We start from the raw sequence: 25,464 nt of genomic DNA, 5'->3' as shown, positions 1-25,464 counted from the left end.
CGGTCAGTTCAAAATCTGAACTATGTCGACAGAAACCACCCGCCGCTACCGCGAGGCCGGCGAGAAGCACGATCTCGACCTTCTCCTCTCCACCCTGGCCCCCGACGCCGTCCTGCACTCCCCGCTCAGCGCCCGCACCACCTTCCGCGGTGTCGAGCAGCTACGCGAGCTGTTCTCCGCGGTGCTGCCCCTGCTGAGCGACATCCGCTACCACACCGACGTGGGCGACGACCGCACCCGCATGCTGGCCGCCACGGCCCGCCTGGGGCGACGGGAGCTGGAGGAGAGCGTGCTGGTACGCCTCGACGACGAGGGCCTCATCGCCGAGCTCACGCTGTGGGTGCGCCCGCTGCCCGCCCTGACGGCCTTCATGGCCGCCATCGGCCCGGCCCTGGCCCGCGAGAAGGGCCGCCCCGCGCTCGGGCGCCTGGTGGGCCTGAGCGCCGCCCCGCTCGTGATGTTCACCGAGATGGGCGACAAACGCATCGTGCCGCTGGTCACCGGGACATAGGCGACAATAGGCCCATGTCGTTGAAGGTCCTCCTGGCCGAGGACATGCGCCTGCTCCGCGAGGCCCTGACCGAGCTCCTGGGCCGAGACCCCGGGCTCCGGGTCGTGGCCGCCGTGACGAGCGGCGACGAGATCCTGCCCGCCGCGAAGCTGCACGCGCCCGACGTGGCCGTCATCGACATCCACCTGCCGGTCCTCGACGGCATCGACGCGGCGGCCCGGCTGCGCGACGAGCTTCCCGCCGTGCGGGTGCTGATCCTCACCGCCCTGGCCCGTCCCGCCGAGCTCAGGCGGGCCCTGGAGGCCGGTGTGGCGGGGTTCCTGCCCAAGGACGTACGGCCCGCGGAACTGGCCGAGGCCGTCCGCACCGTGGCCGCCGGGGGAAGGGCCTTCGACCAGGGCCTCACCCTGCGGGCTCTGGAGTCGGCCACCAGCCCGCTCACCTCGCGCGAGGCCGAGGTGCTCGGCCTGGCGGCCACCGGCCTGCCGCCCGCCCAGATCGCCGAGCGGCTGCACCTCACCTATGGCACGGTCCGCAACTACCTGACCTCCGCGGTCGACAAGCTCGGCGCCCGCAACCGAATCGACGCCGTCCGCATCGCCACCGAGTCAGGCTGGCTCTAGGACGAAGCTCGCCTCCACCCCAAAACACGCCTCTCCTCAAGCTTGCCCTCCGCCCCGAAGCCGCCGTCAGGCAGGCTCACGTGCGAACCGCGCCTCCAGCTCGAAGCCGCCGTCAGGCTCGCGCCGCACGCTCAGCCGTCCGGAGGTCCGTACGGCCAGCCCTGCGAGCCCGCTGCCGCCATCCCCCGCCGGGGAGGCGGGCGGCGCGCCGTCGTTGCGCACGAGCAGCCGCAGCTGGGCGTCACCCTCCTCGACCACGATGAGACAGCGTCGCGCGGCGCTGTGCCGCAGCACGTTCGTGACCGCCTCCCGCAGCACGGTGGCCATCGCCGGCCCCACCTCGCCGGGCACGTCGACGCCTGGCATGCGTACCTCGACCTCGATCCCCGCGGCTCGCAGGATCCCTCGGGCGGCCGCCACCTCCTCCCGCAGCGACCACCCCACGGCGTCGTCGGGGATGTGCCCCACATCCCGCAGAGCGCCCTCCGCCAGCTCCGCCAGGGCAGGCGCCTCCGCCCTGGCCCGTTCGGGCGTGTCGGCCAGTTCCCCCCGCAACGCGATCGCCGACAGCGCCAGCCCGAGGGTGTCGTGCAGGTCGCGGGCCAGCCGGTCACGCTCCCGCTCCAGCGCGGCCTCGGCCAGGCCCCGCCGTACCTCCTCCAGCCGCGCCGTCAGCTCCGCCAGCCTGGCCAGGCCGAACAGGGCCAGGGACAGCCCGGCGCACGCGAGCAGCACGTACAGCCCTTCGGCGGACCGGCCGGTGCGCACCCCCATCAGCACGCCCCCGGCGACGGTCACCGCCACGGCGGGCAACCACGAGCGCAGGTTCCGCATCATGCGGCTGACCGGGAAGGGCACCAGGCCCACCAGCCACGGCACCGCCCACGGGCCGGGCGTTAGCACGATCACGACCTGCGCCGCCGTCCGGAGCGGGGTGGCGGGCAGCAGTTGCAGCACCAGCACGGCCAGGACCGCCGCCCAGCCCAGGAGCGTCGCCGTCCAGCCCGCCGCGCCGTACACGGCGATGTTCATCGCGGTGACGAGGCTGAAGCCCGCCAGGACCGTGACCTCGATGCCGCGCGCCCACCGCCTCGAGGAGACCACCGTCGCGGGTTCGCCCCCGCCGTCCGCGCTCCCAGGCCCCCCGGCCGGCGCCCCGGCTTCCCTCCCTGCCCGCATCCCGGCCTGGACCCCGGCCGACACCCCGGTCTGGGCCGCGGCGGTGGCGCGCACGCGGGCGAGGGTCGTGCGGGCGAGCTCGGCGGCGCGGGCCAGGCCGTACGGCGTCGCCTGGCGGATCAGGAACCCCAGAGCCCGTAGATCCGCCGCCAGCCGCCCCGTCAGCTCCCGCCGCGCCCGCGCCCGCTCGGCGGCGACGGCGGCCGAGGCCAGTTCCTCCCGCGCGGCGGCGAGCCTGTCCACCGTGGCGGTCAGCGAGGCCAGCCCGTAGATCGACAAACCGAGGTCGACCACGACGGCCATGGACCAGACCGCCATCCACACCGTCGCCCCGAGGGCGTGACCCACGACGCCCGCCGACACCGTCACCGCCACCGCCACCGGCCAGGCCCGCCTCGCCGGGAGCACCACCAGCGCGCAGGCCGCCAGCGCCCACAACGCGGGCGCCCATCCCGCACCGAACAGTACGAAGGGCGCGAACCCCAGCACCGCCTGGACGGCCAGCGCGCCGGGCCCGCGCCATCCCAGCAGCACGACCGCCATGACGGCCTGCACGGCGGTCATGGCGGCCGCGGTGATCACGTCGCCCCCGGCCGTGGTCAGGGTGCCGAAGAAACGCTGGACCACCAGCAGCGTCGCGACGGCCCACAACAACGCGCGAGCCGTGCCCGGCTGGAGCTCCCTCACGGCCCTCCCCTATGCAAAAGGCATAACAAGGCGCTGATTCTCGCACTACACCGGACAATCGCCATGAACCAGGCTGTCGCCATGACAACCTCCCCTGTGACCAGGGCGGCCCTGGCCGCCTCCGGCCTGCTGTTCCTGGCCTATCCCCTCGTGCGCCCCTACTCGGACGAGACGACGCTGGAAGGCGCCCAGGCGATGGCCTCGGGGGCGTGGATCGCCTCCCACCTGTTCGCCGTGGCCGGATTCGTCCTGTTGTCGCTGGCATTGCTCGGCGTGTACCGGTCGAGCGGCGACGACCGGCTGATGCGCGCCGCGGCGGTGACCTGGATCGGCGCGGGCCTGACGTTGCCGTACTACGGCGCCGAGGTGTTCGGCCTGCACGTCATCGCCGCCCGTGCCGCGCGCGAGCAGGACGCCTCCCTGCTCACGCTCGCCGACGACTTCCGCTTCCACCCCGCGGCGGTCACGATGTTCGCGGCGGGATTGATCCTGCTCGGCGTGGGAGCGGTCCTGGCGGCGCTCGCGCTGGGCCCGCACGCGTGGCCGCTCGCCGTGGGAATGGCGCTTTTCCTGCCGCAGTTCTTCACTCCGCCGGCGGTGCGCATCGCGCACGGCGCCCTGCTCGCGGCGGGGGCGATCTGGTTGACGGCACGTCTCGACCACAGGGCGAAGCGGCCTGTCAACGTGTGACGGATCGGGGAAAGCCGAAAAAGCGCGATTGGATCAACCGCCATGTGGGAATCCCATCACGGTATCAAGCGTTAGACACCGTGGGAGACAGACCCCCACGATGGGGGCCCTGTAGGAGGCATTTAGACATGGGCGAGCGCGCGCTTCGTGGCACCCGGCTCGGGGCAACCAGCTACGAGAACGACCGTAACACGGATCTGGCCCCGCGCCAGGACGTGTCCTACACCTGCTCCAAGGGCCATACTTTCGAGGTCCCGCTTGCCGCCGAGGCCGAGGTCCCCGCGACCTGGGAATGCCGCATGTGCGGCGTCACCGCCTGGCGAGTGGACGGCGAGTTGCCGGAGGCCAAGAAGTCCAAGCCCCCGAGGACGCACTGGGACATGCTCCTGGAGCGGCGTTCGATCGAAGACCTGGAAGAGGTGCTCAACGAGCGGCTGGCGGTCCTGAGGGCCCAGCGCCGCAAGAGCGCCTGAGTCTCACGTGGTGTGAAGGAGAACCCCGGACGGACACGTCCGGGGTTCTTCGTTTTCTCGGAGCTTGCGTGCGACACCGCCGGCGACGCGTTGACGCCGTGCGTCAGCCCAAGCGCCCGTCGTCCTTGACGACGACGCCGTCCTTGATCACCGCACCGTCCTTGATGACCTCGCCGTGCACGACCTTGCCGTCGTAGTCGTTGACGCCGTCGCGGAAGACCAGCCTGCCGTACGGCGAAGCCTGCGCGAGCGTCTTCACCCGCCTGGCGAAGAACCAGCCCGCCAGGCGGCGCATCAGCGGCCTGGTGAACGGCAGGACGCACAGGAAGCCGAACACGTCGGTCAGGAAGCCGGGAGTCAGCAGGAGCGCGCCGCCCACCAGGATCAGGCCGCCGTCGGCCAGCTCCTTGTCGGGCATGCGCCCCGCGCCCAGGGCCTCCTGCAGCGCCTTCCAGGCCCTGCGCCCCTCCCGCCGCACAATCCACGCGCCCAGGAGGCTGTCGGCGATCAGCAGCGCCACCGTCGTCCAGCCGCCGATCACCTGGCCGACCTGGATGAGCAGCCAGATCTCCAGGACCGGGACCACCAGGAACGCCAGGAACAGCAGGATCCGCATCGTCGTCCTCACTCGCACGCGAAAGCCTTACATGAAGGCTAACGCCCGGCGGCGGCCGCACGTTCCACCCCGGACGGTGCCACGCCGGTGAGGCGCGTGCCAGGTCTCGGCTGCGGTCAGGGGCGGGTGCGGCGGAAGCGGCGCGGGAGGCCCTGGACGCCCCAGACGGTCACCCGCCACAGCGCCTCCGTCACGATGGCCCTGCCCATCTTGCTGTGCCCCTGCGTGCGCTCCACGAACGTGATGGGCACCTCGGCGACCCGCAGCCCCTGCCGGGCGGTGCGCAGCGTCAGGTCGATCTGGAAGCAGTACCCCTGCGACTCGACATCGGCCATGCCGATCTTCTCCAGCGTGGCCGCCCGGTAGGCGCGGAAGCCGGCCGTGGCGTCGCGCACGTGCATGCCGAGCATGATGCGCGTGTAGATGTTCGCCCCGCGCGACAGGAACTCCCGCCGGGCCGGCCAGTTAACGACCTTGCCGCCGGGCACCCAGCGTGAGCCGATCGCCAGGTCGGCGCCCTCGGCGAGGGCGCGCAGCAGCTTGGGGAGCTCCTCGGGCTGGTGGGAGCCGTCGGCGTCGATCTCGACGAGCACGTCGTAGCCCTGCTCCAGCCCCCAGGCGAAGCCCGCCAGGTAGGCGGCGCCCAGGCCCTGCTTGCCCTCGCGGTGCAGGACGTGGATGTGGTCGTCTGCGGCCGCGAACTCGTCGGCGATCTTGCCGGTGCCGTCGGGGCTGTTGTCGTCGGCGATGAGGAGGTCGGCCTCGGGCACGGCCGATCGCAGGCGCTCGACGATGGCAGGCAGGTTCTCCCGCTCGTTGTAGGTGGGGACGATGACAAGAACCTTGCCCAGAGTCTCCATCAGCTGCGATGCCTCACCCGACGCCATGCGGCGGCCCCGATGGCCCCCACTCCCACCACTATCAATGCCCATTCCGGCGCGCTCCCCACCTTCGTGGCGATCGTGGCCTGGGTGCGGACCGGAACGGTGACCACGGTCGCGTCAGGGACACGTTCGGCGGTCTGCCAGGAGACCTTACCCTCTGGAGTCACATATGCCGAGATCCCCGTGGTGAAGGCGGTCACAACCGCCCGGTTGTGCTCGACGGCGCGCAACTGCGACATCGCCAGCTGCTGGGGCGGCAGGTTCGACAGGGCGTAGCTGGCGTTGTTGCCCTGCACCACCAGCGGGGTCGCGCCGGTGCGCACGGTGTCGCGGACGATGCCGTCGTAGGCGACCTCGTAGCAGTTGATCGCGCCGAGGGTGACCGGGCCTATCTTCAGGTCGCCGTCGCGGGTGCCCGCCACCGACTGGCGCCCGACCAGGCTGGCCCGCTCGAACAGGGCCAGGAAGATCTCCTTCATCGGGGTGTACTCCCCGAACGGCACCAGCTTCTGCTTGTCGTAGTAGGCGCCGGGGCCGGTGGCCGGGTCCCACACGAGGCTGCGGGTGGCGCGCTCGGTCTGGCCGATGCCGACGACGGCGCCGATGAGGGTGGGCACGCCGACGTCCTTGACCGAGGCGTCGATGATGGCGTGGGCGGCCGGGTCGGCGTAGGGGTCGATGTCGGTGGAGTTCTCCGGGAGCACGACGACGTCGGGCTTCGGGAGTTTCCCTTCCCTGACACGCTTGGCCAGCTCATGCGTCATGTTCGCGTGATTTTTCAGGACCACGGCAGGTTCGTCGCCCAGGAAGTACATGCCCTCGCCGGGCACGTTGCCCTGGACGACGCCAATGTTGACCGTTTTGCCCTCGTCGCCCGGGCGGGGGATGAGGAAGGTCAGGGCGGGTACGGCGAGCGCGCCGGCGGTCAGGGCGGCACTCACCCGCCACACCGGCGCCGCGCCGCGTCCCGCCCGTGGCGCGGCTTCCCGCCCCGGGCCCGGCGCCGTTTCCGCGCCCAAGCTCGGCGCCGTTTCCGCGCCCAAGCTCGGCGCCGTTTCCGCGCCCAAGCCCGGCGCCGTTTCCGCGCCCAAGCCCGGCGCGGTTTCCGCCGGCCCTTCGGTACGGCGCGGCAGACGGAGGACGGCGGCGGCCAGCAGGGTGCCGCTGAGGGCGACGGCGAAGGACACCAGCGGCACGCCCCCCAGCGCCGCGTAGTAGGTGTACAGCGTCTCGCCCTGGCTGAAGCCCACTCTCGCCCACGGGAAGCCCCCGATGGGCACCAGGCCACGGATCCACTCCATGGCCACCCAGAGTGCCGAGAACCACAGCGGCCACCACGGCAGGCGCATCACCATCGCGGCTCCTGCCGCCGTCGCCGCGTAGAACGCGGACTCCACGCCGACGAGGGCCAGCCAGGCGTCGTAGCCGATGGGGCGGACCCAGGCCAGGGCGGGCAGGAGGAAGACCAGCGCCGCCAGGTAGCCGAGCCAGGCGGCTCTGCGGGGCCGCGTGCCGTACAGGCTGCCCGCCACGAGGGCCAGGCCCAGCGGGGCGCACAGCCACCAGTTGAGGGGCGGGAAGGCCAGGAAGAGCAGCAACCCGCCGGCCGCGGCGGCGGCCACGCGCGCCAGGAGGACGGTGCGCGGCTCCTTGCCCGGCGCTCCCGCGGGCGGCTCGGCCGGCTCGGAAGGCACAACAGGCGGCACGGCGGGCGGCCCGTCAGCCGGGGTGGGCGTGGCGGAGCCGGGCGGCACCGGGGTGCCAGCGGTGTCGGAAAGGTCCTGCGCCACGGCCGGGGGTCTCCTCGCGATGAAAACGGCTTGCAAGAAAAGCTACCGCCCCCGAGGAGTCGCCCGGCGTAAAGGCAAGGCAGGGTGACCCCACCGTCGTGGGATCACCCGGCGCTCTCGCGGTGGTCCATGAGCACGGGAGCGGGAAGAGGGCCCGGCAACCCTTCGGACCGGATCCGTCTCGTCGGCGGCGAGCGCGGAGTTCCGTTGTCTACTGGGCTGCCGGGCCCGTCCCGGGTCCAACCCCCCGCCCGGTTGGGGTGCCCCGACTCGACGGACCGACGGCCCTGCACCTGGCTGTGTGGACGCAACCCGGAGGTTTCGTCACGGACGCAGGATCCGTCGATGTCAGAGACGGCCAACCGGCCAAGTCCCGTGCTGGACTGCGCAGCAAACTACCGACTCTGGCGATGATGTCAACCGTGTCCCGATCAGCGGCGACATCAAGTTTTCGCAGCTAGGACCAGCCGCCGCAGACTGGATGGAAGCGGCAAGTCGTGCACGACGCCCAAACGCTGCGTCGCCCGAGTCAAGGCTACGTAAAGATCACTCAAACCGCGTGGCGACTCCGATACGATCAGCGCCGGTTCGACGACGATCACCGAGTCGAACTCCAGTCCCTTGGCGTCGGTCACGGCCATGACCGACACCGCGGCGTCGAGCGCGTCGTTGCGCTCGCCGGGCCGTACGATCACCGACCCTTCGAGTCCGAGCGTGTCGAGCATCGCCGTCGGCGCGATGACGACGGTCTTGCCGGGCGAGGACGTGACCAGCTCGGGCAGCCGCTCCAGCGGCGCCGACCAGGGCTCCTGGCCGCTGTGGCGCACCGAGGCGGGCGCTTCGAGCTCGGGGTCGATCGCGGCGAGCACGTCGGCCGCGACCTCCATGAGCTCGACGGGCGTGCGGTAGTTGACGGTGAGCTTGCGCTGGCGCCAGCGCCCGGCGACGTAGGGATCGAGCGCGGAGGCCCAGGAGCGTGCTCCGGCGGCGGAGCCGGTCTGGGCGATGTCGCCGACGATGGTCATCGAGCGGGTCGGGATGCGCCGCATGATCGCCCGCCAGGCCATGGGCGACAGTTCCTGCGCCTCGTCGACGATGACGTGGCCGTAGGCCCAGGTGCGGTCGGCGGCGGCGCGCTCGGCGGTGGTCAGGTAGGGGCCTTCGCCGCGCTGGCGTTCGGCCAGGCGTTCGGCCTCCATCACGTCGGACAGGCCCGTCAGTTCGAGCACCTCGCGGGCGTACTCCAGCTCGCTCTGGCGCTCGCGTTCCTCGGCGAGGCGGGCGGCCAGGAGCTCCTCCTCGGCCATCGCCGCGGAGGCGCGCAGGACCTGCTCGTCGATCTCGCCGAGCAGTTCGGCGGCCTCGTCGAGCAGGGGCACGTCGGATTCGGTCCACTCGGCCGACGTGCGTGCCAGCAGGCGCTGCTCGCGCTCCGTGAGCCCGGCCGCGGCCATGCGCTCGGCCGAGCCGTACAGGGTCAGCAGCAGGCGCTGCGGGGTGAGGTAGGGCCAGAAGCGGTTGAGGGCCGCACGTACGGCAGGCTCGGTGCGCAGGTCTTCGCGCAGGTCGGCCAGCTCCTCGTCGTCGAGCAGGCCCTTGCCGATCTTCTTGCCCGCCTGGCGGGCCAGGGCGTTGAGCACCGAGCGCACGAAGACGGCGCGGGCGGCGTTGTGGGGGCGGCGGGACTTGACCGCCTTGTTGCGCGCCGAATCGAGCATGCGGCCGTCGATGGTCAGGGTGTAGCGGCCCAGGGGCAGCTCGATGGCGGTGCGCGGCACCCGCTGGCGTTCGCGTACGGCACGCGTCAGGATTTCGGCCATGCGCAGGTCGCCCTTGAGCGCGGCCGCCTCGGGCGTGTCGCGGCGTGTCGCGTTCACGCCCGGATACAGCTCTCCGACGGTCGACAGCAGCACGTCGGTCTCGCCCAGGGAGGGCAGCACCTGTTCGATGTAGCGCAGGAAGGTCGGGTTGGGCCCGAGGATGAGCACGCCGCGGCGTTCGAGGCGCTCGCGGTGGGAGTAGAGGAGATAGGCGGCGCGGTGCAGGGCGACGACGGTCTTGCCGGTGCCGGGCCCGCCCTGGACGACGAGCACGCCGTTGAGGTCGTCGCGGATGACGCGGTCCTGCTCGGCCTGGATGGTGGCGACGATGTCGCGCATGCGGCCGGTGCGCTCCTCGTCGAGGGCGGCCAGCAGCGCCGCCTCGCCGTTGAGTGTCGCGCGGTCGGCCTCGGCCAGGTTGTCGAGGTCGAGCAGGTCGTCGTCGACGCCGGTGACCGTACGGCCGCGGGTCTGCAGGTGGCGGCGGCGGGTCACGCCCATGGGCGAGCGCGGCGTGGCCTGGTAGAAGGGCTGGGCGACGGGGGCGCGCCAGTCGATGAGCAGGCGTTCCTGCTCGTCGTCGGTCAGCCCCAGCTTGCCGATGTAGAAACGGTCGCCGTCGGCCTGGTCGAGGCGGCCGAAGGCCAGCCCGCGCTCGACGGCCCACAGCCTGGCCAGCCGGTTGGCGTACATGACGGCGAAGTCGTCGCGCTCCGAGCGGTTCTGATGGGTGCCCACCGCACCGGTGGCCAGGATCTCCTTGAGCTGACGCTGGGTTCGCTCGCGCAACACGTCGAGGCGGTCGTAGAGGCGGGAGACGTACTCCTGCTCCTTGGCGAGCTCCGAATTAGTGGTAATGGGACACTCCGGCCATTTCCTTATCGATTCAGCTCTCCAGTATGCCAGGGCGGGGCTTTCCCACGACTGTGTCACGTCTTGGTTTCGCCTCTTGACCACCGGCGGCCGGTTTCCGTACGGTCACCTTGAAGTTAGGAAAGTTTCCTAACTCTGATCGGAGTTGCGGAAGTGAAACCGGGAACGCCCAGCCTGCTGCGCGCCATCAACGACCGGGCCGCGCTGGAGGCGCTGCTGGAGCGCGGACCGCTCACCCGGCCGGAGATCGGCACGCTCACCGGCCTGTCCAAGCCAACAGCATCTCAGCTGCTGGTCAGGCTGCAGGAGGCGGGCCTGGTCGTGCTCGACGGCATCCGCGAGGGCCTGCCGGGGCGCACGGCGGAGGTGTACCGGATCAACCCGGCCGCAGCCTACGCCGCCGCGCTGGACGTCACCCCCGACCGCATCGAGGCCAGGGTGGCCGACCTGACCGGCACCATCGTCGGCGAGTACACGCTGCCCACCCCGCGCCGGCCCGCCGGTGAGCTGGTCGAACGGCTGAAGGCCGCCCTCGACGGGGCGGCGGCGCCGGCGGCGCCCCGTCACGTCGTCATCGGCGTGCAGGCCGCCATCGACCCGACCACCGGCAAGCTCGGCTACGCCACCGCCAAGGACATGCCGGGCTGGCAGATCCCCGATCTGCTGCCCACGCTGTCGGCCGGGCTGGGCGCCCCGGTGTCGGTGGAGAACAACGTCAACCTGGTCGCGCTGGCCGAACAGGCGGGCGGCGCGGCCATGGGCCACGACGACTTCGTGCTGCTGTGGGCCGACGAGGGCCTGGGCGCCGCGGTCGTGCTCGGCGGACGCATCCACCGGGGCTTCAGCGGGGGCGCGGGCGAGGTGGGCTACATGCCCACCCCGGGCGCGCCCACGGCCCGGGAGACCGGCCGCACCGACGACCACGGCTACCAGGCGCTGACCGGCGGGCGGGCGATCCACAAGGTCCTGCGCTCGTACGGTGTGCGCGGCGCGGACTTCCGCCAGGCGATCACCGCCGCGGCGAGGTCGGCCAAACGTTCGGAGGAGGCCAGGGCCGGGCTGCGCGACGTCGCCGCCCGCCTGGCCGTGGGCCTGGCCGCCATCACCTCGGTGCTGGACCCGGCGCTCATCGTGCTCACCGGCGGCGCCGTCCAGGCCGGCGGCGAGACGTTGCGCGAGCTCATCGAGCACGAGCTGCACGCCCTCACCATCCCCCAGCCGCAGGTCCGCATGTCGGCCGTCGAGGGCAACCCGGTGCTGGCCGGGGCGCTCGGCCTGGCACTGGACGCGACCCGTGAAGAGGTCTTTCCCTAAGAAACACGATCAGGAGGCACCCCCCGTGCGCTTGACTCCCCTCGCGGCCGCCGGGCTCATGGCCCTGGCGCTGACCGCCTGCACCGCGGGCAAGGCACCCGCGCCCACCCTGGGCGCCCAGGCCAAACCCACCACCACCGGCTCCGAGCCGGTCGCCGCGGCCCTGCCTCCCGCCACCCTGGAGCTGTGGCACGGCTTCTCGGCCGACTCGGAGGTCAAGGCCTTCGAGGAGGCCATCGCCGGCTTCACCAAGAAGTTCCCGCAGATCAAGGTCGTCGCCAAGAAGGGCATCCAGGACGACCAGATCACCGCGGCCGTCCGCAGCGGCAAGGCGCCCGACCTGGCCGCCTCGTTCACCACCGACAACGTCGCCCAATGGTGCAAGTCGGGAGCGTTCCAGGATCTGACGGAGGTCATCAAGGCCGACGGCATCGACCTGAACGTGCTGCCGGCGACCTCGCGCTCCTACACCGAGTTCGAGGGCAAGCGGTGCACGATGCCGCTGCTGGCCGACGCCTACGGCATGTTCTACAACACCGACCTGATGAAGGGCGAGCAGCCGCCCAAGACGCTGACCGAGCTGACCGAGCTGACCAAGAAGCTCACCGTCCGCGACGCCAACGGCGACATCAAGGTGGCCGGGTTCATCCCCAGCTTCCAGTACTACGAGAACTCCGCCTCGCACATGGCGCCGATGACCGGGGCCAAGTGGTACAACGAGGACGGCACCTCGGCCATCGGCTCCGACCCCGCGTGGAAGCAGCTGATGACCTGGCAGAAGGAGCTCGTCGACTGGTACGGCTACGACAAGCTGGAGAAGTTCCGCAAGGGCCTGGGTGACGAGTGGGGCGCCGAGCACCCGTTCTTCAAGGGCAAGGTCGCCATGATCCTCGACGGCGAGTGGCGCCTTGGCATGATCGCCGCCAACCCCGAGGCGACCAAGGACCTGAAGTTCGGCACCGCTCCCCTGCCGGTCGCCGACGACAAGCCCGACCTGCACGGCAGCGGCTTCACCGCCGGCACCGTCATCGGCGTCCCGAAGGGCGCCAAGAACCCGCAGCACGCCTGGGAGCTGCTGAAGTACCTCACCACCGACACCGAGGGCCTGGTGACCCTCTCCAACAAGCTGCGGAACGTTCCCACCACCAAGGACGCGGCGGCCTCGCCCGACCTGCTGGTCGACGACAACTTCAAGACCTTCATCGACATCTTCAACCACCCGAAGACGACGACGGTCCCTGCCTCGGTCAACAGTGTCTTCAACCAGGCCGAGGTGCAGAACCTGCTGGTCCAGTGGGAGGCCGGCAAGGTCAAGGACCTCGACGCCGCCATGGCCCAGGTCGACAAGCGCATCAACGACAAGCTGAAGCTGGCCGGAGGCTGACCATGGCTGCCACCCACGCCGCACCGCCCCCTCCGTCACGGGGGCGGCGCGGCGAGGGCCTGAAGGCTCTCCTCTGGCTCTCGCCCTTCCTCGTCGGGACGTCGCTGTTCTTCGTCTATCCGTTCCTGGCGACCATCTTCTTCTCCTTCCATCGCTACGACCTGTTCACGCTGGAGTACGTGGGCCTCGACAACTGGGCCTACGTCTTCTCCGACCAGCTCGTCATCCAGTCGGCGGCCAACACGCTGTGGCTGGTGGTCTTCATGGTTCCGGCGCAGCTGCTGTTCGCGCTGGGCATGGCGCAGCTGCTCACCAAGGTGAAGGCCGGCGCGGGCATCCTGCGCACGATCTTCTACCTGCCCTCGCTGGTGCCGCTGGTGGCCGGGACGGTCGCCTTCGTCTTCCTGCTCAACCCCGCCACCGGTCCGGTCAACCAGATCCTGGGCTTCTTCGGCATCGAGGGGCCCGACTGGTTCGGCAGCTCGGCCTGGTCCAAGCCGAGCCTGACGCTGCTGGGCATGTGGGGCATCGGCAACACGATGATGATCTTCCTGGCGGCGCTGCTGGACGTGCCCAAGCACCTGTACGAGGCGGCCGCCATCGACGGCGCCTCGGCCTGGCGGCAGTTCCGCAGCGTCACGCTGCCGATGATCTCGCCGGTGCTGATGTTCTCGGCCATCACCGGGGTCATCTACGCCCTGCAGTACTTCACCCAGGCGATGATCGCCTCCCGGGTGGCCTCGGGCGGCACCGACTCGGCGGGCAGCACCTTCACCCCCGGCTACCCGGACGGGTCGCTGCTCACGCTGCCGCAGCACCTGTTCCACACCGGGTTCCGCGACTGGATGATGGGCGCGGCCTCGGTCCACGCGCTGCTGCTGTTCGCCGCGGCGATGATCTTCACGCTGATGCTGCTGCGGCAGTTCCGCAAGGCCGAGGAGTCCTGATGACGTCGACGTTGACCGCGCGCCCGGCCTCGCACCGCGCGAGGCCCGTGCCGCGCAGCGGCACCCGCAGGCGGCGCACGCTGTACTTCATCGCCACCCACGCCATCGCCATCGCGCTGGCCATCATGTTCGCCGCGCCCATCGTCTTCGTGGCGCTGACCGCGCTCATGACCGACGAGCAGGCGCTGACCAGCTCGCTGTGGCCGCAGGAGTGGAACTGGTCCAACTTCTCCGAGGTCTTCTCCAAGTCGCACCTGCTGCAGTGGACGGCCAACACCTTCGTCTACGCGGCGACGGCCACGGTGTTCATGCTGCTGTCGTCGGTGCCGGTGGCCTACGCGCTGGCCCGCTTCCGCTTCCGCGGCAGGAAGGCGGCCTTCCTGCTGGTCATCACCATGATGATGCTGCCGCCTCAGGTCGTCGCCGTGCCGGTCTACACCCTGTGGGCCCGCTTCGAGCTGACCGGGACGCTCTGGCCGCTGATCCTGCCGATGCTGCTCGGCGACGCGTTCTCGATCTTCCTGCTCCGGCAGTTCCTGGTCACCATCCCGCGCGACTACACCGACGCCGCCCGCGTGGACGGCTGCACGGACTTCAGCACGCTCATCCGGGTGATCCTGCCCATGGCGCGCCCGGCGATCGCGGCGGTGGCCCTGTTCACCTTCTTCTACTGCTGGAACGATTACTACGGGCCGCTGCTCTACACCGATCCGGGTGAGCAGAGCAGCTGGACCCTGTCGCTGGGCCTGGCCACCTTCAAGGCCTTCCACAGCGTGCAGTGGAACCTCACCATGGCCGCCACCCTGCTGGTGACGGCACCTGTGATCATCGTCTTCTTCTTCGCCCAGAGAGTCTTCATCGAGGGCGTCACCTTGACAGGAGTGAAGGGTTGAAACTCGCGGTAGTCGGGGGCGGCTCGACGTACACGCCCGAGCTGATCGACGGGTTCGCCCGATTGCGGGAGGAACTCCCGCTCACCGAGATCACGCTGATCGACCCGGCGGCCGACCGGGTGGAGCTGGTCGCGGGCATGGCCCGGCGCATGCTGGCGCGCGCCGGCCATCACGCCGCGGTCACCGCCACGACCGAGCTGCGTCGCGGCGTGGAGGACGCGGCGGCCGTCCTGCTGCAGCTGCGGGTCGGCGGCCAGGCCGCCCGCGACGTCGACGAGACGCTGCCGCTGCGGTGCGGCTGCGTGGGTCAGGAGACCACAGGAGCGGGCGGCCTGGCCAAGGCGCTGCGCACGGTCCCGGTGGTGCTGGAGCTGGCGGAGGTCATCCGCGAGCGGGCGCCGGGGGCGTGGATCGTCGACTTCACCAACCCGGTCGGCATCGTCACCAGGGCCCTGCTCGACGCCGGGCATCGCGCGATCGGGCTGTGCAACGTGGCGATCGGGTTCCAGCGCCGCTTCGCCGCCAGGCTCGGCGTGGAGCACTCCAGGATCACGCTCGACCATGTCGGGCTCAACCACCTGACCTGGGAACGGGCGGTGTACCTCGACGGCGAGGACGTCCTGCCCCGGCTGCTGGACCAGGAGATGGCCGACTCGCTCGGCCTGCCGCTCGAGCTGATCACCCGGCTCGGCGTGGTGCCCTCCTACTACCTGCGCTACTTCTACGCCCACGACCAGGTGGTCGAGGAGCAGCGCAGCAAGCCGTCGCGGGCGGCGGAGGTCGCGGCGCTGGAGGACGAGCTGCTGCGGATCTACGCCGACCCCGCTGCCGACACCAAGCCCGCGCAGCTCGACAAGCGCGGCGGCGCCTACTACTCCGAGGCCGCCGTGGCGCTCGTCGCCTCCCTGGCCTCCGGCCGGGGCGACGTGCAGGTGGTCAACACCCGCAACAACGGCACGCTGCCGTTCCTGCCCGACGACGCGGTCATCGAGGTCCCCGCACGCATCTCGTCCGCGGGAGCGCTCCCGCTGCCGGTCGATCCGGTCGAGCCGCTGTATCGCGGGCTGATCGCGAACGTGTCGGCCTACGAGGAGCTGGCCCTGCAGGCGGCCCTGCACGGGGGGCGCGATCGGGTGCACGACGCCCTGCTGGCGCACCCGCTGGTCGGCCAGCTGGCCGTCGCGGACGAGCTGACCACGTTGCTGCTGGAGGCCAACGGCAGGTACCTGCCGTGGGTGTGAACGCCGGCACCGTGCTGGCCGTCGACGGCGGCAACAGCAAGACCGCCGTCGCCCTGGTCGCCGGGGACGGCACCGTCCTGGGCACCGGACGGTCGGCGGGGTTCGAGCCGCAGAGCGCGGGCGTGCGCGCGGCCGTCGACGTCCTGGAGGAGGCGGTACGGCAGGCATGCGGTGCCGCGTCCGCCCCGCCGTACGCCACGCATCTGGCCGCCTACCTCGCCGGGGCCGACCTGCCCGTCGAGGAGGAGGAGCTGCACGCCGAGCTCATGGCGCGCGGGCTGGCCTCCAGTGCGACGGTCGCCAACGACACCTTCGCGCTGCTGCGCGCCGGCGCCTCCGGCCCGTGGGGCGTGGCCGTGGTGTGCGGGGCGGGCATGAACGCCGTCGGCGTCTCCCCCACCGGCCAGGTCGCCCGCTTCCCCGCCCTGGGGTCCATCAGCGGCGACTGGGGCGGCGGGCAGGTGCTGGGTGAGGAGGTGCTGTGGCACGCCGCGCGCGGCGAGGACGGCCGCGGGCCCGCCACGGCGCTGGTCGACGTGGTCCGTTCGCACTTCGGCGTCGCCACCGTCGCAGAACTCGTGCTGGAGCTGCACTTCGGCCGCGTGCGGCCGACCCGGTTGCTGGAGCTGGCCCCCGGCCTGTTCTCGGTGGCCGACCGCGACGAGGTGGCCAGGTCGCTGGTGGTACGGCAGGCCGACGAGGTGGTCGCCATGGCCGAGACGTGCCTGCGGCGGCTGGGACTGCTGGAGACGCCGACCGAGGTGGTGCTCGGCGGCGGGATCCTGACCGCCCGGCACACCCTGCTCGACGGCCTGCTCGACGAGCGCTTCGCCGCGCGTGCCCCGCAGGCCAAGCCGGTCGTGGCCGACGTGCCCCCGCTGGTGGGGGCGGCGCTGCTGGGCATGGAGCACCTGGGGGCCGCGCAGGAGGCCAAGGAGCGGCTGCGGGAGCACTTCGCCCCGCATCGCTGACCCCGTCGGACCTCCACGTCTTCGCCCGCGCGGGGACGTGGAGGTCTTGTGCTCACCGGTCGCCGTCGACGTCGAACCGGGGCGGGCGGTGCTCGTAGGGGGTGCTCAGCACCACGGTGGTGCGGGTGGAGACGTTGGCCGCCGCGCGGATGCGCTGCAGCAGGTCCTCCAGCCCGTGCGGCGAGGCCACCCTGACCTTGAGGATGTAGCTCTCGTCACCGGCCACGCTGTGGCAGGCCTCGATCTCGGCCAGGTGGGCCAGGCGGTCGGGGGCGTCGTCGGGGGCGGCGGGGTCGATCGGTTTGATCGACACGAACGCGGTCATCGGCAGCCCGATCGCGTCGTGGTCGATCACGGCCGTGTAGCCCCGCAGCACACCCCGCTTCTCCAGGCGGCGCACCCGCTGGTGCACGGCCGACACCGACAGGCCCGTCTCCTTGGCCAGATCGGTGAAGCTCATCCGGCCGTCCTTGGCCAGGAGCGTGACGATGCGGCGGTCGATCTCCTCCATGGGGCAAAGGTATCGGGTCAGGCGGGTGTGCCGGTGCGTGTGAGGGCGTGCTGGAGCAGGGCGATGAGGACTTCCTTGCCGGATTCGCGCCTGCGGGCGTCGCACAGCACGATCGGGATGTCGTCGGGCAGGTCCAGTGCCTGCCGTACCCTGCTCACCTCGAGCTCGGGCAGGTCCTCGAACCTGTTGAGCGCCACGATGAAGGGCGTGCGGTTCTGCTCGAAGTAGTCGACGGCGGGAAAGCAGTCGGCCAGGCGGTGCACGTCGGCGAGGACGACGGCGCCGATCGCGCCGGAGGCCAGCTCGTCCCAGACGAACCAGAACCTCTCCTGGCCCGGGGTGCCGAACAGGTAGAGCGTGTACTGGTCGCGGATGGTCAGGCGCCCGTAGTCCATGGCCACCGTCGTGGTGGTCTTGCCGGCGACCGCGGAGAACCCGCTGATGCTCTCCTCCGTGCGCAGGGGTCTGGTCTCGGAGATGGACCCGACGAGGGTGGTTTTGCCCGCGCCGAAGCCGCCCGCGATGAGGATCTTGATCGCCATCGGCACTTGCGAGACATGCATCGAGCACCATCCCTGCAGGTGTTACTCGAGTCAGGAGAGTGGTCAAGAATCTAGCAACGCCACAAATGCCCCTCAAGACCTATTTTTCCACTTTGTGGATTCGTTGGCCATTTGACATCCCTTGTCAACCTTCCGCCGTGGCCTACTCCGGCAGGAGGGCGTCGCGCGGCCCGCCGTACACCGGGTTGCGGTCGTGGCGGCGCTCGGTCACCAGCAGCTGCACCGTCCCGGGCTCGGTGTCAAAGGCCTCCCACACCGTCCAGTCGTCGCCGACCGTCCTGGTCTGGTCGGGGCTCTCCGCGTAGCCGCCGGGGTTGCCCTCGGGCACGTCCACGATCAGGTAGGTGGCCTTCAGCTTGCGCCTGGCCAGCTCCGCCCGCACCTCGCCGACACTCTTCTCGTCGGAGCGGAAGCCCTCCAGCGGCCCGCCCTGACGATCGGCGAGCGCGGGCCCCCGAACCATGCGCGATCCCGGATTCGGATCGGCCTCCAGCACGCAGGGCGCCACCGGGTCCTTCATCAGGATGGTGCTGGTCGAGCTGCCTCCATGGGCGTGCGGGGAGATCGTCCACACGAACGTCTCCCCCGGCCTGAACAGGCGAGTGTCGATGCGCATCTGCCACCCCGGCCCGTGGGGGTCGCCCGTGATGTTCTCCGGGAGGGAGTAGAGCCCCTTGGGGATGTCGTCCACCGTGACGCCGCGCGGCTCGCGGCAGCGCGAACCCTCGGGGACGAGGTCGACGACGGCCGGTACGCCCAGCTCCGCCAGGCGCCTGGCCAGCCCCGGAGCGTCGGCGAAGTCGCGTACCTCGATGATCACGATGCCCTCGGGCGACCTGGTGACGGCGTAGGAGGAGCTGACGCCCGGACGGTCGTCGAGCAGGCTCGGGCCGACCACGATGCCCACGGCCAGCGCCGCGGCCGCCGCCAGGCCCACGCCCAGCCGCGCGGCGGGGATCCGGCGACGCGGCGCGGGGCTCTCCCGCTCGTCCGCGGTGATCGCCGCCAGCAGCGCGCGGGCGCCGGGGCCGGACTCCGGCGCCCCCGGGTGGTCGCGCCCCACCCTGGCGAGCTTCTCGGTGATCTTGTCGACGTCGTTCACAGCGAGCTCTCCATCTGCAGCGTCTGATCGGCGCCGCGCACCCCGGCCGCGGCCAGGGCGCGGGCGAAGCGCTTGCGCGCACGGTGCAACCTGATCCGCACGGCGTTGCGCGACAGCCCCATGGCGGCGGCGATCTGCTCGCGGTCCAGCCCCTCCCAGGCGACCAGGGCGAGCAGTTCGCGGTCGTCGTCGCCGAGCGCCCTGAAGACCTCGCCGATCGCGGCCACCTCGACGCCCTGCTCGGGCGCGGCGGCGTACAGGTCGGACAGCTCGGCGTCGAGTTCGACGGTGCGCGCCTGCCTGCGGTTCTCGCCGCGGAAGTGGTTGGCCAGCACCTTGCGTGCGACGCCGTATACGAAGTTGAAGAGCTCCGCTCTGATACAACCACAACGTCGCCTGATCGCCGCCGGGCAACTCGCCCGACCGGCGCCAGGCGACGGTGAAGGTCTCCGCGACCACGTCCGCCGCGTCCTGCGGAGAGGCGCAGCGGCGCGCGGCGTAGGCGGTGATCAGGCTGTAGTTGTGCCGGTAGACGGCCTCGAACCGGGCCAGCCGTGCTTGCTGCGGCTGCTCGTTGGACACGGGCCGGACTCCTCGCTCAGCGCCTCCATGCGGACACCTAGGCCTATGTACGGCAGGCGGCCATCATTTCGCGCTTCGTGGAGAAATCTTCAGCGCGTCAGGACGCCGACACGACGGGCGGCCCCTCGCTCGCCTGGACGAGCACGAAACCCTGCCCCTGGAAGGCCAGCTGCATGGCCTCGCCGCTGCCGCGCCCGATCATGGCGCTCGCCTTGAACGTGCGGTTGACCCCCACCTGGAGGGAGGCGCTCCAGCACACCGCCGACTGGCCGTCGGCGAAGGTGGGCGCCTGCCCGGCGTCGAGCGTGATGGGAGTGCCGTGGGCGGTGACCGCCACCCAGCCGGTGCCGGTGACGGTGGTGTTGAACAGCCCGCCCGCGGCCACACCCGCGCCCTGCACGCGGTTGATGTCCCACTTCAGCTGCGGCTCGAAGGCCAGCAGGTTGCGGCCGTTGACCGTGATGCCCTCGTCCTCCAGGTAGAACAGGAAGATGTCGTCGGCGTTGTCGGCCAGGTAGAGGCTGCCCTGGCCGCGCACACGCATCAGCGGCACGCCCTCGCCGGTCATGACCTTCTTGAACAGCTTGCCCATGCCGCCCGAGCCTTCGTAGTCGAAGGTCATCTGCCCCTGGAAGGCGACCATCGAGCCCTGCCTGGCCAGCACCTCGGGAAGCTGCACCCGCAGCATCTTGGAGTTGGCCAGGGCGAAACCGGGCGGGGCGTGCTGGGGATCGAGGTTGCCGAAGACGGAACTACGCATGCTGGGATCAACGCCATCGAGGCGTCACCCGTTCCCCTAGACGATGACCAGGTCCCGGGTCGTGTTGTTGAGGCGCTCGCCGCCGTCGGCGGTGCACACGACGATGTCCTCGATGCGCGCGCCGTGCCGTCCGGGCAGGTAAATGCCGGGCTCGACGGAGAAGGCGAAGCCGGGCTCCAGCACCTCGGTGTTGCCGGAGACGATGTAGGGCTCCTCGTGCGTCTCGATGCCGATGCCGTGGCCGGTGCGGTGGATGAAGTACGACCCGAACCCGGCGGAGGCGATCACGTCGCGGGCCGCGGCGTCGATCGACTCGCACGACACGCCCGGCCGTACGGCGGCGCACGCGGCGTCCTGCGCGGCCCGCAGCACGGCGTAGTACTCGGCGAAGTCGGCGGGCGGCTCGCCCACGCAGTAGGTGCGGGTGGAGTCGGAGCAGTAGCCGCTGTGGAACTGGCCGCCGATGTCGACCACGACCGGCTCGCCCGGCTGGATGACGCGGTCGGAGACCTCGTGGTGGGGGCTGGCGCCGTTGGGCCCCGAGGCGACGATGACGAAGTCGACGGTGGCGTGACCGGCCGCCAGGATGGCGTCGTGGATGTCCTTGCCCACCTCGCGCTCGGTGCGCCCGGCCTTGAGGAATCCGGGCACCAGGCGGTGCACGGCGTCGATCGCGGCGCCCGCCTCGCGCAGCGCGTCGACCTCGACGCGCGACTTGCGCATGCGCAGCTCGCGCAACACGCTGCCGGCCAGCACCTGCTCGGTGCCGGGCATGGCGTCGCGGAAGCGCAGCGAGGCCATCGCCCACATGCGGTCGGCCAGGCCCACGGTGCCCACCCGGCCGAGCCTTGAGGCGACCACGGCGTACGGGTCGTCGGTCTCGTCCCAGGCCACGAAGTCGAGCCCGAGCCGAGACGCGGGCGAGGCCTGCGCCGCGGGGAGCTCCAGTCGTGGCACCATCATGAAGGACTCGCCCGACGCGGGCACCACCAGGCAGGTCAAACGCTCCAGGGGCAGCGCCTCGTAGCCGCTGACGTAGCGCAGGTCGGGGCCGGGCGTCAGCAGCAGGGCGTCGAGCCCGGCCTGGGCGGTCGCCTGCTGAACTGCGGAAAGTCGGGACACGGGATACAGCTCTGCGTCAGTCACGGGCTCAAATCTACTCCGGCGCAGGCAGGCAAAATCCACGAAAAGCTCTCACAACACGGCAAGCTATCGCTACACTCCGTTCAAGGGCGATCACGTACTGTGGGGGCAATTGTCCTGTTCCGTTGAGGTTTGAGAGTGAGTCATATGGTCGGCGTCGTACCCTCGTCGCAAGACCGCCCGCTGACCGCGGCCGAGCTGGTCAAGCAGCTCACCGAACAGCAGGCCGCCGAGCGTGACGCCGCGCTGCTGTCCGTCCAGCTGGCCCATGCCCAGCGTCTGGGCAACATGGGCTGGGTCCGATGGGACGCGCGCACCGGTGAGATCATCTGGTCCGATCACGTCTACGTGATCTTCGGCAGGGACCGCGCGAGCGGTCCCGTCGCCCTGGCCGAGCTCGCCGCCTACGTCGAGCCCGGCGACGAGCAGGCCCTCGACCGGCTGCTGGCGACCCTGGAACAGGGCGGAGCCGCGGGTCACGCGGAGTTCCGCATCCGGCGCGGTGACGAGGTGCGCAACGTGCGGATGGTGCTGGAGCCGCTGCAGGCCCCCGACGGGCCCACCGGCGTGCACGGCGTCATCCAGGACATCACCGGCCGCCGCCGCGCCGAGCGCATGATGAGCGAGTCGCGCCGCCAGCTGCTGGTGGAGCGGGAGAAGGCGGCCGAGGACCGCACCGTCATGCTGACCCTGCGCGAGGCGATCCTGCCCGCCCACTCCGGCTACCTCGACCTGACCCGCACCCGTGTCGCCGTCCGCTACGTGCCCGCCGAGAAGACCGCCTCGCTGGGCGGCGACTGGTTCGAGGCCGCCGCGCTACCCGACGGGCGGGTGCTACTGGCCATCGGCGACGTCTCCGGGCACGGCCTGCCCGCCATCGCCCACATGGCGCAGCTGCGCCACGCACTGGTGGGCCTGACCATGACGGGCCAGCCCGCCGACCGGCTGCTGGGCTGGCTCAACGAACTGGTCATGCACCGCCTCGACGACACCACCGCCACCTGCGTACTGGGCCACCTCGACCCGGTCAGCCGGACCTTCACCTGGGGCCAGGCCGGGCACCTGGCGCCGATCCTGGTCCGCGACGGGCGCGCCCACCAGCTCATCGCGCCGCGCGGGGTGCTGCTCGGCGCCACCTGCGACCAGCCGTACCACCTGGCCGTCACCCAGCTGCAGGAGGGCGACGTGCTGCTGCTGTTCACCGACGGCCTGGTCGAGCGGCGCACCCGCGACCTCGACGCCGGGCTCGAGCTGGCCGTGGGCGCCGCCCGCGAGCTGCCGCCCTTCGACCTCGACGCCGGGCTCGACCGGCTCCTGGAGGCCATCGGCGGGCCCAACCCGGAAGACGACGCCTGCCTGCTGGCCATCGGCATGCTCGCCTGACGACCGGGGCCCTCCGCCTCCGCGCCATTGTCGGTGGGCACCGGCATACTGGTCCGGTGCTGATGCTGCTCGACACCCCGTCGCTGTATTTCCGCGCCTTCTACGGCATCCCCGAGTCGATGACCGCGCCCGACGGCATGCCGGTCAACGCCGTGCGCGGCCTGATCGACATGATCGCCACCCTGGTTCGGCAATACCGGCCGGCCGAGCTGGTGGCGACGATGGACGCCGACTGGAGGCCCGCCTTCCGGGTGTCGGCGATCCCCACCTACAAGGCCCACCGGGTGGCCCACGGCGACGTCGAGGAGGTCCCCGACACCCTGGTGCCGCAGATCCCCGTGATCGAGCAGGTTCTCGACGCCCTGGGCATCGCGCGCCTGGAGTGCGAGGGCTACGAGGCCGACGACGTCATCGGCACCCTGACCCACCGCTCCAAGGGCGCCGTCGACATCGTCACCGGCGACCGCGACCTGTTCCAGCTCGTCGACGACAGCCGGCCGGTGCGAGTCCTCTACACCGCGCGCGGCATCCGCAACCTCCAGGTGGTCGACGAGGGCTTCGTCAGCGAGAAGTACGGCATCCCCGGCCGCGGCTACGCCGACTTCGCCACCCTGCGCGGCGACCCCAGCGACGGCCTGCCCGGCGTCGCGGGCGTGGGCGAGAAGACCGCCGCCTCGCTCATCACCCGCTTCGGCTCGCTGCACCACCTCATGGAGGCGCTCGACGGCGGGGTCACGGAAGGCTTCCCGGCCGGGGCCAGGCTCAAGCTGGCCGCCGCGCGCGACTACCTGTCCGTGGCCCCCGCCGTGGTCGAGGTCGCCTCCGACGCCCCGCTCCCCGACGCCGACCTGACCCTGCCCGCCGCCCCCAAGGACCCCGAGGCCCTCGTACGGCTGGCGGACCGCTACGACCTCAACAGCCCGCTCAACCGGCTGCTCAACGAGCTGGCCAAGTCCGCCGGCTGATGCCTCCCAGGCCTGCTGGCAGATGCCTCCAGGTCCGCTAGCTGATCGCCTCCAGGTCCACGATCACCCACTCCTTGTCCAGCTTGAGGCCGACGGTCCTGCCGTCGGGCATCGCCCACGCACCCTCGAAGGGCTCGGCCGGGCCCTTGGCGGGTCCCAGCGCCCCCGCCACGCCCCGGTCCACGTCCCACAGGACCGGCCTGCGCCGGCCGGCCTCGGGGGCGGCGGTGGCCAGGAAGCGGTCCTTCAGCAGGCGGCGGGGCACCCCGCCCGCCACGATCGGCAGCGGGGTGCTGCTGCCGTCGGCGGCGACCAGCGTGCTGGAGCGCCCCTGCTCGGCCGCGTGCAGGCACTTGGTGAAGCCACAGGCCACGATCTTGCCCGCGGCCGCCGTGGCCGCCTCGCGCGTCTGGCCGGTGCGCAGGTTGCGCACCGAGGCGAAGCTGCCGTCGCCGTGCGGGCGCGGCCCCGGCGAGCCGATCCACGGCCAGTTCAGCAGATACCGGCCCTCCGTGCCGGGCACGAGCCGCGTGCCCCGGTAGACCCCGCCCGCCCCGAGGGAGTAGACGATCTTCTTGTCGGCGACAGCCAGCGCCGTCGGGTACCCCGAGCGATCCCTGGCCGTCATGGACAGGGCCACCTCGGCCGTCCCGCCGCTCACCGGGACTCTCCAGATCTCCACGAGAGCGCCCTCGCGGCCCTTTCGCGCCGTCCACCAGACGACTTCGCCGTCACCGGCGGCGAAGTCGGAGGCGAAAACGGTCGAACCCTCGGGCACCGGGATGTCGGCGAGCCTGGTCACCCGGCCCGAGGCCAGGTCGTAGGTCAGGAGGGCGTCGGCCCGCTCGAAGCTCGACTCCGCCGTGAACAGCAGGGTCGTGGAGTCGAGCAGCAGCCTGGGCACGACCTGGCCGCCCTCGGGCAACGTCCTCGGGACACGGTGGACCGCCCGCGGCCACAGACTCTGCGCGTCGGGGATGACGGCGACCTGAGCGACCGCCGGACCCGCCATACCCGCTGGGCGGGGCGCCTGCGCGCCGGTCCCGGCCACCCAGGCGCCGCCTCCGGCCACGACCGCCACCGCGGCGGCCGCCAGGGCCCACTTGGGGAGCTCACGCATAGTAGCCCTCCGTCGGGCCCCAGTTCGACAGCCGGATCGTGCCGTTGACGGCGTTACGGCTGCAGGCCTGCAAGGAGACGTTGTTCCACTCGCTGAAGTTGTAGCAGTGGTCACCTCCGCCGCCCGAGGCGCCGCCGGTGTAGTCGTAGTAGAAGTAGCCGTTCACGTAGGCGCGCACCCCGAGGCCGTCGGCCACGGTGTCCTCCAGGTAGACCATCTCCCAGCCGGAGTTGCACCAGTAGGCGGCGTCGTCGATGAACCCGGCGTACGCGCTGCCGTTGCCGTTGTAGGTGATGCCGCTGGTTCCCGCGTGCGCCGGCGGCACCCCGACCAGGCACATCCCCATCACCAGGCAGACCGCCGCGGCCCACCTGGCTAACCGTCTGGTCAGCAAGTGTCACCTCCTCGAATAGATCGTTAATCCCAAAGCCAAGCAGAA

25 protein-coding genes are annotated in these 25,464 nt (G+C 71.3%); 12 read left to right on the top strand and 13 right to left on the bottom strand.

Annotated elements, in window-relative coordinates:
• Positions 1-22: 22 nt before the first annotated feature.
• Both HNR30_RS38460 and HNR30_RS38455 read left to right on the top strand, forming a co-directional pair.
• Positions 23-511 carry a nuclear transport factor 2 family protein gene (locus HNR30_RS38460; RefSeq protein ID WP_181615049.1) on the top strand — a complete coding sequence of 163 codons (489 nt, stop codon included), beginning with the start codon at positions 23-25 and terminating at the stop codon, positions 509-511.
• 14 nt (positions 512-525) lie between these two features.
• A complete protein-coding gene (locus tag HNR30_RS38455; RefSeq protein ID WP_181615048.1) occupies positions 526-1,134 on the top strand; it encodes a response regulator transcription factor in 609 nt (202 codons plus the stop codon).
• A 66-nt stretch (positions 1,135-1,200) separates the two neighbouring features.
• Here the strand turns inward: HNR30_RS38455 and HNR30_RS50455 are convergent, their stop codons facing one another.
• Positions 1,201-3,000 carry a histidine kinase gene (locus HNR30_RS50455; RefSeq protein ID WP_181615047.1) on the bottom strand — a complete coding sequence of 600 codons (1,800 nt, stop codon included), beginning with the start codon at positions 2,998-3,000 and terminating at the stop codon, positions 1,201-1,203.
• 81 nt (positions 3,001-3,081) lie between these two features.
• On the opposite strand from HNR30_RS50455, the gene HNR30_RS38445 reads away from it, so the two are divergent.
• On the top strand, positions 3,082-3,690 hold the full coding sequence (locus HNR30_RS38445) for a hypothetical protein (protein ID WP_181615046.1): 609 nt from the start codon (positions 3,082-3,084) through the stop codon (positions 3,688-3,690).
• 128 nt (positions 3,691-3,818) lie between these two features.
• Positions 3,819-4,163 carry an RNA polymerase-binding protein RbpA gene (locus tag HNR30_RS38440; RefSeq protein WP_181615045.1) on the top strand — a complete coding sequence of 115 codons (345 nt, stop codon included), beginning with the start codon at positions 3,819-3,821 and terminating at the stop codon, positions 4,161-4,163.
• 103 nt (positions 4,164-4,266) lie between these two features.
• On the opposite strand, the gene HNR30_RS38435 is transcribed toward HNR30_RS38440, so the two are convergent.
• The 4 genes from HNR30_RS38435 to HNR30_RS38420 form a co-directional block, all read right to left on the bottom strand.
• A complete protein-coding gene (locus HNR30_RS38435; protein ID WP_181615044.1) occupies positions 4,267-4,779 on the bottom strand; it encodes an FxsA family protein in 513 nt (170 codons plus the stop codon).
• Positions 4,780-4,895: 116 nt separating this feature from the next.
• Positions 4,896-5,639 carry a polyprenol monophosphomannose synthase gene (locus HNR30_RS38430; protein WP_220134455.1) on the bottom strand — a complete coding sequence of 248 codons (744 nt, stop codon included), beginning with the start codon at positions 5,637-5,639 and terminating at the stop codon, positions 4,896-4,898.
• Positions 5,639-7,453, bottom strand: a complete 1,815-nt coding sequence (lnt, locus tag HNR30_RS38425; protein ID WP_312894950.1) for an apolipoprotein N-acyltransferase — start codon at positions 7,451-7,453, stop codon at positions 5,639-5,641. Before lnt ends, HNR30_RS38430 begins: the two co-directional genes overlap by 1 nt.
• A gap of 443 nt (positions 7,454-7,896) precedes the next feature.
• Positions 7,897-10,131, bottom strand: coding sequence for a helicase domain-containing protein (locus tag HNR30_RS38420; protein ID WP_181615225.1), 2,235 nt, complete (start codon positions 10,129-10,131; stop codon positions 7,897-7,899).
• 168 nt (positions 10,132-10,299) lie between these two features.
• On the opposite strand from HNR30_RS38420, the gene HNR30_RS38415 reads away from it, so the two are divergent.
• The 6 genes from HNR30_RS38415 to HNR30_RS38390 are packed head-to-tail and all read left to right on the top strand — an operon-like array spanning position 10,300 to position 16,896.
• Entirely contained in the window at positions 10,300-11,460 is a 1,161-nt protein-coding gene (locus HNR30_RS38415) for an ROK family transcriptional regulator (RefSeq protein WP_312894948.1), read from the top strand.
• Positions 11,461-11,485: 25 nt separating this feature from the next.
• Positions 11,486-12,844, top strand: coding sequence for an ABC transporter substrate-binding protein (locus tag HNR30_RS38410; RefSeq protein WP_312894947.1), 1,359 nt, complete (start codon positions 11,486-11,488; stop codon positions 12,842-12,844).
• A 2-nt stretch (positions 12,845-12,846) separates the two neighbouring features.
• On the top strand, positions 12,847-13,791 hold the full coding sequence (locus HNR30_RS38405; RefSeq protein WP_181615042.1) for a carbohydrate ABC transporter permease: 945 nt from the start codon (positions 12,847-12,849) through the stop codon (positions 13,789-13,791).
• Positions 13,791-14,684: a carbohydrate ABC transporter permease gene (locus HNR30_RS38400; protein WP_181615041.1), complete on the top strand. Its 894-nt coding sequence runs from the start codon at positions 13,791-13,793 to the stop codon at positions 14,682-14,684. Before HNR30_RS38405 ends, HNR30_RS38400 begins: the two co-directional genes overlap by 1 nt.
• The gene (locus HNR30_RS38395; RefSeq protein ID WP_181615040.1) at positions 14,681-15,925 is read left to right on the top strand and encodes a 6-phospho-beta-glucosidase; all 1,245 of its coding nucleotides are present in this window, start codon (positions 14,681-14,683) and stop codon (positions 15,923-15,925) included. Before HNR30_RS38400 ends, HNR30_RS38395 begins: the two co-directional genes overlap by 4 nt.
• Positions 15,916-16,896: an N-acetylglucosamine kinase gene (locus HNR30_RS38390; RefSeq protein WP_181615039.1), complete on the top strand. Its 981-nt coding sequence runs from the start codon at positions 15,916-15,918 to the stop codon at positions 16,894-16,896. Before HNR30_RS38395 ends, HNR30_RS38390 begins: the two co-directional genes overlap by 10 nt.
• 52 nt (positions 16,897-16,948) lie before the next feature.
• Here HNR30_RS38390 and HNR30_RS38385 read toward each other — a convergent pair whose 3' ends face one another.
• The 6 genes from HNR30_RS38385 to HNR30_RS38360 form a co-directional block, all read right to left on the bottom strand.
• Positions 16,949-17,407 (bottom strand): Lrp/AsnC family transcriptional regulator, encoded by a 459-nt coding sequence (locus HNR30_RS38385; RefSeq protein ID WP_181615038.1) that lies wholly within the window; start codon positions 17,405-17,407, stop codon positions 16,949-16,951.
• 17 nt (positions 17,408-17,424) lie between these two features.
• Entirely contained in the window at positions 17,425-17,970 is a 546-nt protein-coding gene (locus HNR30_RS38380) for a GTP-binding protein (RefSeq protein ID WP_181615037.1), read from the bottom strand.
• A gap of 142 nt (positions 17,971-18,112) precedes the next feature.
• Complete coding sequence (locus tag HNR30_RS38375; RefSeq protein ID WP_181615036.1) at positions 18,113-19,072, bottom strand: hypothetical protein; 960 nt, start codon at positions 19,070-19,072, stop codon at positions 18,113-18,115.
• Entirely contained in the window at positions 19,069-19,407 is a 339-nt protein-coding gene (locus tag HNR30_RS38370; RefSeq protein ID WP_312894944.1) for an RNA polymerase sigma factor, read from the bottom strand. Before HNR30_RS38370 ends, HNR30_RS38375 begins: the two co-directional genes overlap by 4 nt.
• A gap of 344 nt (positions 19,408-19,751) precedes the next feature.
• Positions 19,752-20,414 carry an AIM24 family protein gene (locus tag HNR30_RS38365; protein WP_181615035.1) on the bottom strand — a complete coding sequence of 221 codons (663 nt, stop codon included), beginning with the start codon at positions 20,412-20,414 and terminating at the stop codon, positions 19,752-19,754.
• Positions 20,415-20,450: 36 nt separating this feature from the next.
• Positions 20,451-21,560, bottom strand: a complete 1,110-nt coding sequence (locus tag HNR30_RS38360; RefSeq protein WP_181615034.1) for a M24 family metallopeptidase — start codon at positions 21,558-21,560, stop codon at positions 20,451-20,453.
• Positions 21,561-21,704: 144 nt separating this feature from the next.
• Between HNR30_RS38360 and HNR30_RS38355 the strand changes: the two genes are divergently transcribed.
• Positions 21,705-22,940, top strand: coding sequence for a PP2C family protein-serine/threonine phosphatase (locus tag HNR30_RS38355; RefSeq protein WP_181615033.1), 1,236 nt, complete (start codon positions 21,705-21,707; stop codon positions 22,938-22,940).
• Positions 22,941-23,002: 62 nt separating this feature from the next.
• Positions 23,003-23,905 (top strand): 5'-3' exonuclease, encoded by a 903-nt coding sequence (locus tag HNR30_RS38350; RefSeq protein WP_181615222.1) that lies wholly within the window; start codon positions 23,003-23,005, stop codon positions 23,903-23,905.
• A gap of 37 nt (positions 23,906-23,942) precedes the next feature.
• Here HNR30_RS38350 and HNR30_RS38345 read toward each other — a convergent pair whose 3' ends face one another.
• Together HNR30_RS38345 and HNR30_RS38340 are read right to left on the bottom strand one after the other, a co-directional pair.
• A complete protein-coding gene (locus tag HNR30_RS38345; RefSeq protein WP_181615032.1) occupies positions 23,943-25,025 on the bottom strand; it encodes a hypothetical protein in 1,083 nt (360 codons plus the stop codon).
• Positions 25,018-25,419, bottom strand: coding sequence for a hypothetical protein (locus HNR30_RS38340; protein WP_181615031.1), 402 nt, complete (start codon positions 25,417-25,419; stop codon positions 25,018-25,020). The genes HNR30_RS38345 and HNR30_RS38340 overlap by 8 nt, the downstream gene beginning before the upstream one ends.
• Positions 25,420-25,464 lie beyond the last annotated feature (45 nt).

This window comes from Nonomuraea soli (assembly GCF_013761175.1).
GTDB lineage: Bacteria > Actinomycetota > Actinomycetes > Streptosporangiales > Streptosporangiaceae > Nonomuraea > Nonomuraea soli.
Note: the sequence above shows the minus strand (reverse complement) of the source record. Positions and strands in the feature narration are given on the sequence as shown.